We start from the raw sequence: 12407 nt of genomic DNA, 5'->3' as shown, positions 1-12407 counted from the left end.
CTAGGTTGGTGTGTCCATGGCGATCAACGCCACGGGCGCATCAACTGCCCGCACAAAATCAAGCGCCGGTTTTTGAGCCACTTTGGTTGCGCGTTTGAATTCAAACTGCATCTCGCCGCCTTCTTCCTCGGCGGCGACGATGAGGCACTGAAATAGATGGATTGATCCGTCATACATGTCGACAAGGCCACGCAGCTTTGGCGCGATTTCAATGTCCATTGCAAAACCGGTCTTCCAAAAGCGCAGCACCGGGTACTGCGTTCCATTCACGTCAATCCGCAGCTTGGACGCTTTGCGCAAACTTTCAACGCGCGCCGCATCCAATCCCGCTTGGATATCCTTTGGCAGAGAAATTTCCATGTCACACCCCCATTATTAACCAAGATGACGTGAAGCTGCGCGAAATCAACCGGTGCTTTGAAAAAGTTCACACTGGTGCATCTTTGCAGATGCCGATGTGCGCGCATACCTGTGGCCATACTCCTACAAAACGCTAGCTTAGTTCGATTAGGTAAAGGAGTGATCAATGGGTCTTTTGGTGGATGGCGTCTGGAAAGACCAATGGTACGACACGAAATCCTCCGGCGGGAAATTCGAACGCTCTGCTGCGAAATTTCGCAATTGGGTGACGGCTGATGGCAGCGCCGGACCCAGCGGCGATGGCGGGTTCAAGGCCGAAAGCGGTCGCTATCATTTATACGTCAGCTACGCCTGCCCATGGGCCCATCGTGCATTGATATTCCGGACCCTCAAAGGTCTCGAAGATCACATATCGCTCTCGGCCGTTCACCCCGACATGCTGGGCGACGGTTGGACATTCGCAACAGATTTCCCCGGTGCCACGGGCGATACGCTGTTTGACTACCCATATGCCCGCGACATCTATACCCGCGCAGATCCTAAATTCAGCGGCCGCGTGACCGTGCCGATCTTATGGGACAAAGTGAACGAAACGATCGTTTCGAACGAATCCTCCGAAATCATCCGGATGTTCAACAGCGCGTTCAACGAGATCACCGGCAACACCGCCGATTACTGGCCCGAACACCTGCGCGACAACATCGAAACCATCAACAGCCGCGTCTATGACACCGTCAATAATGGCGTCTATAGATGCGGGTTCGCCACGACCCAAACCGCCTACGATGATGCGGTGCGCCCCCTCTTTGACAGCCTCGACTGGATAGAGGGGATTTTGGCCAACAATAGATACCTTGTGGGCGACACCCTGACGGAAGCTGACTGGCGTCTGTTCACAACATTGGTCCGCTTCGACAATGTTTATCACCTACATTTCAAGTGCAATCGCAGACGTATCATCGATTACCCGAACCTCTGGGCCTATACGCGCGAGCTGTATCAGATGCAGGGTGTGGCCGAGACGGTGAAAATGGATCATATCGTGCGCCATTATCACTATAGTCACGAGACGATAAACCCGACCCGGATCATTCCGATTAACCCGAATATTGATTTCAACGAGCCGCACGGGCGGGGTTAACGCAGAGCTGCATGTGGTTCGTTAGGCGACGAGCGTTTCAGCTTTTTTCAGATCAACCGACACCAGTTGGCTGACACCCTGTTCGGCCATGGTGACGCCAAACAGACGGTCCATCCGCGCCATGGTGACGGCGTGGTGCGTAATGATCAAAAACCGCGTATTCGTCTGGCGGCACATTTCGTCCAACAGATCGCAGAACCGCGTCACGTTAGCGTCGTCCAACGGCGCGTCGACCTCGTCCAGCACGCAGATCGGTGCCGGGTTGGCCAAGAATACAGCAAAGATCAACGCCATCGCGGTCAGGGTTTGCTCGCCCCCGGATAGCAGGCTCAGCGTGCTCAGCTTTTTGCCCGGCGGCTGGCACATAATCTCTAGCCCGGCTTCCAGCGGGTCGTCGGATTCAACCATGACCAAATTCGCCTCACCACCATTGAACAGGTGCCTAAACAGCATCGTAAAGTTGCTATTTACCTGCTCGAACGCCGTCAAAAGCCGTTCGCGCCCCTCGCGGTTCAGGCTGGATATACCGCTGCGCAGGGTCTTAATCGCCTCGGTCAGGTCTTCTTTCTCCGTGGCCAGATTGTCGTGCTCTTCCTGAACCTCTCGGGCGTCCTCTTCGGCACGCAGGTTCACCGCGCCCAACGCTTCCCGTTGGCGTTTCAGGCGGTTCACATCAGCCTCTAGCACCTCAGAGGTTGGCATTTTGTCAGGGTCCACATCCAGCGATGCCAGCAACTGGTTTGGCGTCACCTGCTGATCTTCGGCGATGCGCTCTGCGGCATAGGCAACCGTCTCTTTCGCCGCATCCGCGCGCGCCTCAGACCGGGCACGTGCTTCGCGCGCCTCCGATGCCAGCCGTTCTGCATCCCGCTCGGCCACGGTCGCCTCGCGCAATGCGCCCTCGGCCACCGACAAACGATCCGCCGCCTCTGCCTTGCGGGCATCTGCAGTGGTGATCGCTTGGGTTAGCTCATCCCGCTTGGCAGCGATCTCGGCCGGTGCGGCGCTCGCGTCCTTCAGTTCCGCCTCGGATGCGATTTTCCGATCCACCAACTCGGCACTGCGTTTTTCAGCCGTGTCCAAACGGTGACGCCAGCCGCTTAATTCCTTGGTCACTTCTTGCGCACGCTTTAGCCGGGCATCGCCCTCGCGGCGCAGCTCGTCATGGGCAGACCGGCGCGACATCATCGCAATACGTGCGCCTTCCACCGTCATGCGCAAGGTTTCAACCCCTTCGCGGGCCTCAGCCACATCATCAAGCTCGGCCAGGGCGCGCTCGGCCTCGGTCACGGATTGACGCGCCGCCATGGCTTCTTCCTCGTGGCGCGACACCGCTAGCCCAAGGCTCTCCAACCGCCCTTCCGCAAGGTTGCGATCCGCCTCGGCCCGGCTTAGCGCGCGGCCTGCATCCGCAACTGCTCGGTCTGCATCGCGGCGGGCATCGCGCGCCAGTTTGTCCGCTTGGGTCTGCGCGATCAACGTTTGTTGCAGCGCTTCATGCGCATCGCGGGCACCATCTGCTCGTTGGCTGGCCTGCTCCAGCGACTGCTTCAACACTTCCAACCGGTTAATCTGCTGCAATCGAAGCGCGGCCGCCGATGGTGCATCCTCAGCCCAGGCCCGAAAACCGTCCCACCGCCACAGATCCCCCTCGGGCGACACCAACCGCTGCCCGGGCCGCAACGCCGCCTGAAGCCGTGGCCCCTCATCCGCCTCGACAAGGCCGATCTGGCTCATCCTGCGGGCCAGAACATCGGGCAAGGACACATGCGCCGTCAGCGCGGTTACCCCGTCGGGCAAAGGCTGCACCACCTCATAGGCGGGCAATACAGCCCAGCCCGACGGGCCGTCTTCGTCGACCTGAGGCGCACGCAGATCGTCCGCCAATGCAGCACCAAGCGCTTTTTCAAAGCCGTGCTCGACCTGCAAGCGGTCCAGAATTTGGCCGCCTTCAGCAGTATCGCGTTCCACCAGCTTGGCCAGCGCACCGGCTTCGGCGCGCAGGGCGTTCATCTCGCCTTCCGCTTCCGACCGCTCCGCGCGTGCTTCGGCCTCGCGGCTTTGGGTCAGCGCACGGACCTCTTCCGCCTCATTGAGTGCCGTTTCAGCATCCACCGCCTGCTGCGCGGCGGCGGCCTCGGCTGTGGTGGCTGCATCGAAATCAGCCGCAGCTTTCACCAAGGCAGCCTTACTTTGCGCCACTGCGTCACGTGCCTTTTCGGCCTCGCTCTCTGACTTGGCCAGTGTTTTGCGGCTGTCGCCCAGCAGACGTTCCGCCGATCCGTGCCGTGCGGCAAGGCGGGCAACATCCTCGGTCATTTGCGATAGCGATGCTTCATGGGTCTGCAAAACCGATGCGGCCTCGCGGGCAGTTTCAGCGGCGGCTTCCAAGGCGGCACCGTGACCTGTTCCGGCTTTCTCAAGCTCTTTCGCTTCCCACTCAAGCCGTTCGATTGTCTCACCCGCGTCGCGATTCAGCCCTGCTTCGCGTTCGATATCGCGGGTTAGTTGCGCGATCCGGTTGGTCAATGCGTCGATGGTCTCCTGCGCGCGGGCCTCTTGATCGGCAAGCGTATCGCGCTGCACCCCAAGCCGCTGAACGACGGCTGCGGCAATCGCATCCTCTTCGCGCAACGGCGGAAGCGCGTCTTCAGCGATCTGGCGCGCTTTGGCAGCTTGACGCACCGCGCCTTCGGCTTGCGCCGCCTCGGTCACGCGGGTGCGCAGTTCATCCGCAGCTGCCGCACGCGCATCATCTGCTTCGCGCCAGCGCCGATACAAAAGCATCCCTTCGGATTTGCGCAGATCATTACCAATCTCGCGGTAACGTGCGGCCTGTCGGGCTTGCCGTGCAAGCTGCGCCAATTGCGCCGCAAGCTGCTCAATCACATCATCAACACGGCCAAGGTTCGCCTCGGCAGCATTCAGTTTTAGCTCGGCCTCGTGACGTCGCGCATATAGCCCCGATATACCCGCCGCCTCTTCCAAGATACGGCGACGGTTCTTTGGCTTGGCGTTGATCAGTTCGGAAATCTGCCCTTGCCGGACCAACGCAGGCGAATGCGCACCCGTCGAGGCATCGGCAAACAGCATTTGAACATCGCGAGCGCGCACGTCCTTGCCTGCCGCCTTGTAGGCGCTGCCGACGTCACGCGTGATGCGGCGGATAATTTCGATCTGATCCGCATCATTGAACCCAGCCGGTGCCAACCGTTCAGTGTTATCGATATGCAGGGCGACTTCGGCAAAATTACGCGCCGGGCGGGTCGAAGCACCGGCGAAAATGACATCTTCCATACCGCCGCCGCGCATGGCGGTGGGGCGGTTTTCCCCCATCACCCAACGCAACGCCTCGAGCAGGTTGGATTTCCCACAGCCATTGGGGCCGACCACACCTGTCAGACCATCCGCGATGATCAGGTCAGTTGGATCAACAAAGCTTTTGAACCCCGTAAGTCTGAGTTTGGAAAACCGCAATTGCCCTCACTGGTCTGATTCCCAAGATGCATACAACTAGGCGTGATGCATCGCGTCCTGTCAATCGAAAGACGCTAGGGAAAGAGGCGAGGTGCCGCTTATCCACAAGATATTGAGCTATGCCCCTGTTTTGCACAAAAGGCTGCGATGCGGCGGATCGTGCATTTTTGCCGATTTACGTGCTGTCAAACGGCACTTGATTGGCGGCCGTACCGTGCGGGGCGTTGCTGATACGCCGCAGACCAGAACACCCGTCGCCAACGCCTGATCGCCCAAGACATCCGTCACGTCGCAGCCGCTGACCGCAGACATCGCAAAAGCCGCACGGTCCCTGATCGGGCCAAAACGGGGCGCATATTCAGGGTTGATACGCATCGCTTCGGCCAGATCACCGCGCACCCGCACATCAAATGTGGATCCATCAACTTCGACCCTGGTCGCTGGCAGCCCCCTGAAATGCGGCCCAGCCGAGTTACAGGCGGATAAGCTGAGAAGGGTGAAAACAAGTAAGCATAGATTTTTCATGCCCAATCGTTAGGACACCGTGATTAACAGCCGATGAAACCCAGACAAAGATATTGTCGGCACGCCGCGTTGGTCATATAATTTGACCAATTCAAGGGGTCTTTTCATGCCATTCCAACCTGTATCGTCCGAAAAGCTATCGCAAGCGGTCGTTCGGCAGGTCGAACAACTGATCCTGCGCGGCATCCTTCGCCCCGGCGAACGCCTGCCGGCCGAGCGCGAATTGGCCAAGCGGCTTGACGTCTCGCGCCCATCCTTGCGCGACGCGATTGCACGGCTTGAAAAATCGGGGCTGCTGACGGCCAAACCGGGTGCCGGCGTCTATGTTGCCGACGTGCTTGGGGGTGCCTTTTCCCCGCCGCTGATCGAACTTTTTGCCCGCCACGACGAGGCGGTGTTCGACTATCTGTCTTTCCGCCGCGATATGGAGGGGCTTGCCGCAGAGCGCGCAGCACGTTTGGCGTCAGAAACGGACCTCAAGGTTGTCGACGCTACATTCCGCAAGATGGAAGCAGCACAAAACACCCGCGCGCCAGAGGACGAAGCACAGCTTGATGCGCAGTTCCACATGGCCATTATCGAGGCAAGCCATAACGTGGTGATGCTTCATATGATGCGGTCGATGTATGATCTGCTGCAAGGCGGCGTGTTCTATAACCGCCAAGTGATGTTCAAACAACGGACCACCCGATCTGCCCTGCTGGATCAGCACCGCGCCATCAACGACGCCCTACAGTGCCGCGATCCAGATGCTGCGCGCGCGGCGGTTGAGGCACATCTGAACTATGTCGAAAACGCACTGCGCGATCAGCAACGGGCAGAGCGTAACGAAATTGTTGCGCATCAACGATTGCAGCATGAGACGCAGCAAGACTGACCTTTAGAAGACAACCCAAAAACGCAAAAGGCCCCGGAGAATATCCGAGGCCTTTCGTTAAGATTGGTAAGCTTAGTGCAGCTTGGAATCTACATCCGCGATTGCGCTTGCGATCAGGGCATTGCCTTCTGCGGCAGTCATCTTCTTGGCGATAACGTCCTTTGCAGCGGCAACAGCGATCACAATCGCTTGGTCGCGTACTTCTTTAACAGCAGCGGCCTGCGCCGAACCGATTTGTTCTTCGGCGGCGGCCAAACGACGTTCGATGGATTTCTCCAGATCGGCACGGGCTTGATCCGCAGCTTCGGTTGCTTCGGCTTTTGCAGCTGTCACAATCCGGTCGGCTTGATCTTTGACTTCTTGCTGCTTGCGCTCGTAACTGGCCAACAGTGTCTGCGCTTCTTCACGCAGGGCACGGGCTTCGTCCAGTTCCGATTTGATCCCGTCCGCGCGCTTGTCGAGCATGCCCGACAACAGCGAAGGTACTTTGAAATAGAACAAAACACCGATGAACAAGATGAACGCGAGCAACACGATGAAATCTGTGTTTTTCAGCGAAAAGAAAACGTCGCCCGCTGCAAAGGCTGGTGATGCCACCAAGCCTGCAATCAAAGCTGAGAAAGTCAAACGCATGGCTTATCCTTTCATCCGGGCTTCGACAGCCGCGGTAACAGTTTTCGCATCAGCGGAACCACCCAAAGCAGCCACAATCGCCTGAGCGGTGTCTTTCGCCACCTCTTCGACATTTTGCAGCGCGGTTGCGCGAATTTCAGTGATGGCTTTTTCGGATTCTGCAGCTTTCTCGGCGATCTCGGCGTCTGCTTGCGCAATGGCCTTGTTCAGATCGGCTTGAATATCTGCTTTTGCAGCTGCAACGATGCGGTGGGCCTCGGCGCGGGCATCGATCAGTGCTTTGTCATATGCGGCTTCTGCCTCTGTTGCTTTGACCTTCAGGTCTTCGGCAGCAGCGATGTCATTGGTGATTGTGCCTTGGCGTTCAGCCAAAACCGATCCAATGCGCGGCAAAGCGATGCGGGACAGAATGAAGTAAATCGCAACCAGCGCCACGACCAGCCAGAAGATCTGGTTGCCGAACCATTCGCCGCAAAGTTGGGGCATGCCAATGGCACCGCCGAATTCGTTGACACACATGCCAGCGACTTCCATATCAATTGGTTCAGTTGCCATTGTGGCCTCCTGTCAAAACGTTCAAATCCCTTGGGCAGCGCGCCGTAACGCGCTGCCCGAAGCGTAAGGAAGTGTCAGTCTGACGCTTAAACGGCGAACATCAACAGCAGAGCAACGAGGAACGAGAAGATCCCCAGGGCTTCTGCAAACGCGATGCCGATGAACAGTGTTGCAGTCTGACCAGCAGCTGCCGAAGGGTTGCGCAGTGCGCCGGCAAGGTAGTTGCCTGCAACGTTGCCCACACCGACTGCCGCGCCGCCCATGCCCATGCATGCTAGACCCGCGCCAATGTATGCGCCCATTTGTACGATATCGCCTTCCATGAGAATTCTCCTTACGATGGAATTGAGGTGATGAAGTGGGGCAGGTCAGAATGACCCACGCCCGTTGTTAGTGATGCGGATGAAGCGCGTCTTTCAGATAGACACACGTCAGAATGGTGAACACGTAGGCCTGGATAAAGGACACCAGGATTTCGAGGCCGTACATCGCGGTGATCGCGACGATGGACAAAGGCGCGATGGCTGCAATCGCGGCGAAGCCTGCGAAAACCTTAATCACGGCGTGACCGGCCATCATGTTACCCGCCAAACGAATGGAGTGACTGACGGGGCGCACGAAATACGAGATGACTTCAATCAGTGCCAGAATGGGACGCAGCGCAAGTGGCGCGCTGGACACCCAGAAAAGGCCCAAGAAAGAAGCGCCGTTTTTGACGAAACCCAAAATGGTAACGGCAAAGAATACTGCAAACGCCATGATCGCGGTGACAGCGATGTGCGACGTTGGCGTGAACGCCATTGGCAGCAGGCCAAGGAAGTTCGAAAAGACGATGAACATGAACAATGTCATGATGTAGGGGAAATACTTGACCCCGTCTTTGCCGCAGATGTCTTCGACCATCTTGTAAATAAAGCCATAAGCAAGCTCGCCCACCGACTGCATCCGCGTTGGGATAACCGACCGCTTGGACGTGCCCAGAACCAGCAAGGTAAACACTGCAAGAACGGCCAGTGCCATCCAGACAGTTGCATTGGTGATCGTGTACCAAGAAACAGCGCCATCGCCAAAGAACGGCTTAACGATGAACTGATCCATCGGGTGGAAAACCAAGCCGCCCGCTTCTTCGCCGTGTGCTTCTGCCGCCATGTCAGGGCCCTTTATCTTCTTCGACCGTTTCGGCCATCTTCTTTTCCTGGATTTCTTGCGCAGAGCGGAGCATCGTCTTCACCCCAGCCGCAAGGCCCAGCATTACAAACAGCACCATGAATATCGGGAGTGTTCCAAAGAACCAGTCCAACGCATATCCGATGCCAAAACCGATCCCAAGACCGGCGCAAAGTTCAATCACCATCCGCCAGGCAAGCGATGCCTGAGAATAATGCTCATCCACGCGGGGCTTTGGTGTTTGCGCTTTTTTAGCCGCTGCAATCTTGGCCTCAAGCTGCTTTAGTCGCTGCTGTTGGTCCGGATCGGTCACGCCAAAAATCCCCGTGGATGTGTTGGTGCTTAGCTACTTTTACTGCCCAGCCGAGTCAACAGGATTGAATATTCGGATATCCGATTGATTTTGCTACATTTTGTGAATTCAAAACCAACCGAAAAGCCCCGTCACGGGGGCAATGCCGCCCGAAATTGCGCCCGATTGTTATTCAACCTTTTGGTTGAGGGTCCGATCCGCTATGGATATCTGAAATCTGATCCACGCCCAATAACCGACCATAAAGTAGCACCATGTCCGCCCAGTTAGACGCCATATTTGCAGCCCTTGCTGACCCGACCCGTCGGGCCATTCTGGCGATGTTGCTAGAGGATGACATGGCCGTCACGGACGTTGCAGAGCCGTTCGATATGTCCCTTGCCGCGATTTCAAAGCATCTGGGCGTGTTGGAACGGGCCGGCCTGATCGCGCAAGAAAAGCGCGGGCGACTTAAGTGGTGCAAACTTGAACCCTCTGCCTTGCAGTCGCCATCGGTGTGGATGCAAGGGTTTGGTCAGTTTGACCCTGTAAATTTGGATGATTTTGAGAAGTTTCTGGCAGCGGAGATTAAAGCGGAATCGTCAAACGCTGAAGCTATCGAGTCGGAGTAGGTTTTGCTGGCTCTTCCATGACGAGGTAATAACACGAAAGAGCCATGCTTGATGTAGTTAGATAATGCCGAACGCAAAGCGCAAGATGGCAAGAACAACTACGACCAGACCGATAAGATAAATAATGCTACGCATGTAACGATTCCTTTATGAACTTTCCGTGATCAAAACGCGGTACCGCGACGGTTGGTTCCAAAATTAATTAATTATTTATCTAGGTTACCGGGGCCTGATCATTTCTTAGCAGCAGATACAGCGCCAGAATGGTCAGTGAAACGCCGCCCAGCACCAGCGGTGACGGGGCACCATTGCCCAATGCGATCTCCCACAAGATCACCCAGCTTGGCGTCAGATAGGTATAGGCCATCACCTTGGCCGAGGGCAGCCGCAGCGACGCAAATTGCAGCAAAACAAAAGTGGCAGAGGATGCCGCCACCGAGACATAAAGGATGGTGATCCAGACGATAGGCGGCAGCGCCAACCAGTCCGTGCCCAACACATCGCGCCACCCATAGATAAAGATCAGCACGCCCCCGCCAATAAGCGTGCCCAGCGTGAACACTACCGCAGGCTCGCCCCTGTTCAGCTTGCGCACCATCGGCGTATAAAGCGCGTGGCTGACACAGCCGATAAAATACACCGCTTCACCGCGCCCGACCTCAAACCGTTGCAGGGCGGCAAAGTCAGCCCGGAAAATCACCCACAGCGCCCCAACCGCACCAATCGCCAGCGCCAAGGCCATTCGCAGCGTTGTTATCTGCCGCAGCAACAGCCAGCCAAAACCCGCAGCGATAACAGGTGTCAGCGTGAAAACCGCCGCAGCACCAACGGGCTGCGCAGTTTTCAACCCCTCGAACATCAGCACAAAATAGACGGCGAAAAGCCCGCCCAATATCACGTAGCGCCACGGCGCGCGGGCAGCTTCACGGGTGATCCCCGTTGTTGCGGCAACCGCAACTGCAATCACAGCCCCCGCAATAACGAACCTCGCCGCATTCAACGCCGCAGGCGATATCATGTTCGCCGACATCGACCCCAACGAAAATGACCCCGCCACCAAAGCCGAGAACGTGAGCATTGCCAGATGCCCCTGAATATCAGGCCGCACCAGATTGTCCCTTCGCGCTGTCTTTCAGAAATTTCAGCAGCGCCTGAACCTTCGGCGTTCGGTGCAGATCGACATGGGTAACAAGCCAAAGCGCTGAATCCCATTCAGGCAACTGCGGATGAACCTCGATCAGATCGGGATCATCCAAACCTTCCTCGTATCCGACAAACCCGATACCAGCACCGCTGCGAATGGCCGTTGTCAGCGCATTTGAATCCAGACAGCGAAAGGCCATCGCGCTTTTCGGCACCACGGATTGCATCCACTTAAAGAACGGCGCGCGGATTTCCATATCGTCGTGAACGACAAAACGGTGGTTCGCGTAATCCTCGACACCCGACGGCATCCCAAACGCCTCGATATAACTGCGATGTGCAAACAGCCCGACCCTAAGCGGTTTAAAGGGTTGCACGACATTGTCCGGCTGCTCTGGCACTTTACCGGCGCGGATCGCCACATGCGCCTCGCCGTATTCGAGCCGGAACAAGCGTTCGCCGGTCAGGAAACGGATGGAAATTTCCGGGTTCTGCTTTTGGAATTCGACCAGCAATGGGGTGACCCAATCGGCAATGCCTAACAAAGACGTCACAACCAACTCGCCTGATACGCTCTCTCCGCGCCCCTTAATGCGGTTGGCCAACTGGCTGAACTGATCGTTCGTCGCCTGCGCCACGCGCAACAGGTCCTCCCCCGCCTCGGTCGCCTTGTAGCCACGGGCATGACGCTGGAACAGCTTGACGGACAGGCGCGCCTCTAACGCATCAATATGGCGGATTACGGTGGCATGATGCACGCCCAAAACTTCGGCAGCGCCGCTCACAGTGCCCATGCGCGCGACTTGATAAGCTGTCTTTATCTCATCCCAATTATCCACTGCGGCACCCTTTCAAACGGAGATATGTGCAAAATCGAACAGATCCTACGCGGTTTTCGCAAGTTGCGTCCGCCCGTGCAAGGCGCATCTAGATCAGGGAACAGAAACTCAAAATAAGGGACATCTCCCATGTCTATTCTACGCGTTGACTCCTCTGCCAACACCACCGATTCCGTAACCCGCGCCATGACCGACCGCATCATCGCCACGCTGGGCGATACAGATGTAACCGTGCGCGACCTTGCACTGGAACCGCTGCCGCAAATCACCGGAACATGGGCCGTCGCCCGCGCCACCCCGGCCGAGACCCGCTCCCCCGAGCAAGCCGAGGCCTTGATCGAATCCGATAAACTGGTGGCCGAACTGATGGCCGCAGATACCATCGTCATCGGCGCGCCGCTCTATAACTTTAGCGTGCCTGCATCCCTCAAGGCTTGGATCGATCTGATCGCCCGCACCGGCGTGACTTTCCGCTATACCGAAACCGGCCCCGAAGGTCTGGTCAAAGGCAAACGCGTGATCATCGCCATGGCATCGGGCGGCGTTCCAGCTGGATCCCCCGCGGATTTCAATACCAGCTACCTGAAAACCGTTCTTGGCTTTATGGGCATGACAGACGTCACCATCGTTTCGGCAGATGCGCTGGCCAAAGACCCCGAAGGCACGATGGCGCGCGCCAACGACGCTATTGACGCATTGGCCGCCTGATCACCGGGCACGACGGGCGGGTTGACTCAAACCCGCCCCTCACTTAAACGATCCACAA

General features: G+C 57.3%; 14 protein-coding genes. 4 read left to right on the top strand and 10 right to left on the bottom strand.

Features of this window, described 5'->3' with window-relative positions; translation table 11 throughout:
* Positions 1-360, bottom strand: a complete 360-nt coding sequence (locus tag WNY39_RS15770; RefSeq protein WP_342847045.1) for a hypothetical protein — start codon at positions 358-360, stop codon at positions 1-3.
* Positions 361-526: 166 nt separating this feature from the next.
* Between WNY39_RS15770 and WNY39_RS15765 the strand changes: the two genes are divergently transcribed.
* Complete coding sequence (locus tag WNY39_RS15765) at positions 527-1501, top strand: glutathione S-transferase family protein (protein WP_342847043.1); 975 nt, start codon at positions 527-529, stop codon at positions 1499-1501.
* 21 nt (positions 1502-1522) lie between these two features.
* On the opposite strand, the gene smc is transcribed toward WNY39_RS15765, so the two are convergent.
* Together smc and WNY39_RS15755 are read right to left on the bottom strand one after the other, a co-directional pair.
* Positions 1523-4978, bottom strand: a complete 3456-nt coding sequence (gene smc / locus WNY39_RS15760; protein WP_342847040.1) for a chromosome segregation protein SMC — start codon at positions 4976-4978, stop codon at positions 1523-1525.
* 117 nt (positions 4979-5095) lie between these two features.
* The gene (locus WNY39_RS15755; protein WP_342847038.1) at positions 5096-5503 is read right to left on the bottom strand and encodes a hypothetical protein; all 408 of its coding nucleotides are present in this window, start codon (positions 5501-5503) and stop codon (positions 5096-5098) included.
* A 106-nt stretch (positions 5504-5609) separates the two neighbouring features.
* Between WNY39_RS15755 and WNY39_RS15750 the strand changes: the two genes are divergently transcribed.
* Positions 5610-6380 (top strand): FCD domain-containing protein, encoded by a 771-nt coding sequence (locus WNY39_RS15750; RefSeq protein ID WP_342847036.1) that lies wholly within the window; start codon positions 5610-5612, stop codon positions 6378-6380.
* 72 nt (positions 6381-6452) lie between these two features.
* Here the strand turns inward: WNY39_RS15750 and WNY39_RS15745 are convergent, their stop codons facing one another.
* The 5 genes from WNY39_RS15745 to WNY39_RS15725 form a co-directional block, all read right to left on the bottom strand.
* Positions 6453-7013 carry a F0F1 ATP synthase subunit B gene (locus WNY39_RS15745; RefSeq protein WP_341233762.1) on the bottom strand — a complete coding sequence of 187 codons (561 nt, stop codon included), beginning with the start codon at positions 7011-7013 and terminating at the stop codon, positions 6453-6455.
* Positions 7014-7016: 3 nt separating this feature from the next.
* Positions 7017-7568 carry a F0F1 ATP synthase subunit B' gene (locus tag WNY39_RS15740; protein ID WP_341233761.1) on the bottom strand — a complete coding sequence of 184 codons (552 nt, stop codon included), beginning with the start codon at positions 7566-7568 and terminating at the stop codon, positions 7017-7019.
* An 86-nt stretch (positions 7569-7654) separates the two neighbouring features.
* The gene (locus WNY39_RS15735; protein ID WP_008227326.1) at positions 7655-7891 is read right to left on the bottom strand and encodes a F0F1 ATP synthase subunit C; all 237 of its coding nucleotides are present in this window, start codon (positions 7889-7891) and stop codon (positions 7655-7657) included.
* A 67-nt stretch (positions 7892-7958) separates the two neighbouring features.
* On the bottom strand, positions 7959-8717 hold the full coding sequence (locus WNY39_RS15730) for a F0F1 ATP synthase subunit A (RefSeq protein ID WP_342847033.1): 759 nt from the start codon (positions 8715-8717) through the stop codon (positions 7959-7961).
* 1 nt (position 8718) lies between these two features.
* A complete protein-coding gene (locus WNY39_RS15725) occupies positions 8719-9048 on the bottom strand; it encodes an AtpZ/AtpI family protein (protein WP_342847031.1) in 330 nt (109 codons plus the stop codon).
* Positions 9049-9302: 254 nt separating this feature from the next.
* On the opposite strand from WNY39_RS15725, the gene WNY39_RS15720 reads away from it, so the two are divergent.
* Positions 9303-9659 carry a metalloregulator ArsR/SmtB family transcription factor gene (locus WNY39_RS15720; RefSeq protein WP_342847029.1) on the top strand — a complete coding sequence of 119 codons (357 nt, stop codon included), beginning with the start codon at positions 9303-9305 and terminating at the stop codon, positions 9657-9659.
* Positions 9660-9873: 214 nt separating this feature from the next.
* Here the strand turns inward: WNY39_RS15720 and WNY39_RS15715 are convergent, their stop codons facing one another.
* Together WNY39_RS15715 and WNY39_RS15710 are read right to left on the bottom strand one after the other, a co-directional pair.
* The gene (locus tag WNY39_RS15715) at positions 9874-10767 is read right to left on the bottom strand and encodes a DMT family transporter (protein ID WP_342847027.1); all 894 of its coding nucleotides are present in this window, start codon (positions 10765-10767) and stop codon (positions 9874-9876) included.
* Positions 10757-11641: a LysR family transcriptional regulator gene (locus tag WNY39_RS15710; protein WP_342847025.1), complete on the bottom strand. Its 885-nt coding sequence runs from the start codon at positions 11639-11641 to the stop codon at positions 10757-10759. The genes WNY39_RS15715 and WNY39_RS15710 overlap by 11 nt, the downstream gene beginning before the upstream one ends.
* A 129-nt stretch (positions 11642-11770) precedes the next feature.
* Here WNY39_RS15710 and WNY39_RS15705 point away from each other — a divergent pair, with 129 nt between their 5' ends.
* Positions 11771-12349, top strand: coding sequence for an NAD(P)H-dependent oxidoreductase (locus WNY39_RS15705; RefSeq protein ID WP_341233756.1), 579 nt, complete (start codon positions 11771-11773; stop codon positions 12347-12349).
* Positions 12350-12407: the final 58 nt, after the last annotated feature.

It is taken from the genome of Sulfitobacter sp. AS59 (assembly GCF_038899995.1).
GTDB lineage: Bacteria > Pseudomonadota > Alphaproteobacteria > Rhodobacterales > Rhodobacteraceae > Sulfitobacter.
This window is presented reverse-complemented; position numbering and strand designations above follow the sequence as displayed.

What these genes read in the sequence shown, in the direction of transcription:
- WNY39_RS15730 (WP_342847033.1), bottom strand. Translation starts at nt 8,717, where the DNA reads ATGGCGGCAGAAGCACACGGCGAAGAAGCGGGCGGCTTGGTTTTCCAC.
- WNY39_RS15765 (WP_342847043.1), top strand. Translation starts at nt 527, where the DNA reads ATGGGTCTTTTGGTGGATGGCGTCTGGAAAGACCAATGGTACGACACG.
- WNY39_RS15745 (WP_341233762.1), bottom strand. Translation starts at nt 7,013, where the DNA reads ATGCGTTTGACTTTCTCAGCTTTGATTGCAGGCTTGGTGGCATCACCA.
- WNY39_RS15755 (WP_342847038.1), bottom strand. Translation starts at nt 5,503, where the DNA reads ATGAAAAATCTATGCTTACTTGTTTTCACCCTTCTCAGCTTATCCGCC.
- WNY39_RS15770 (WP_342847045.1), bottom strand. Translation starts at nt 360, where the DNA reads ATGGAAATTTCTCTGCCAAAGGATATCCAAGCGGGATTGGATGCGGCG.
- WNY39_RS15705 (WP_341233756.1), top strand. Translation starts at nt 11,771, where the DNA reads ATGTCTATTCTACGCGTTGACTCCTCTGCCAACACCACCGATTCCGTA.
- WNY39_RS15720 (WP_342847029.1), top strand. Translation starts at nt 9,303, where the DNA reads ATGTCCGCCCAGTTAGACGCCATATTTGCAGCCCTTGCTGACCCGACC.
- WNY39_RS15750 (WP_342847036.1), top strand. Translation starts at nt 5,610, where the DNA reads ATGCCATTCCAACCTGTATCGTCCGAAAAGCTATCGCAAGCGGTCGTT.
- WNY39_RS15735 (WP_008227326.1), bottom strand. Translation starts at nt 7,891, where the DNA reads ATGGAAGGCGATATCGTACAAATGGGCGCATACATTGGCGCGGGTCTA.
- WNY39_RS15740 (WP_341233761.1), bottom strand. Translation starts at nt 7,568, where the DNA reads ATGGCAACTGAACCAATTGATATGGAAGTCGCTGGCATGTGTGTCAAC.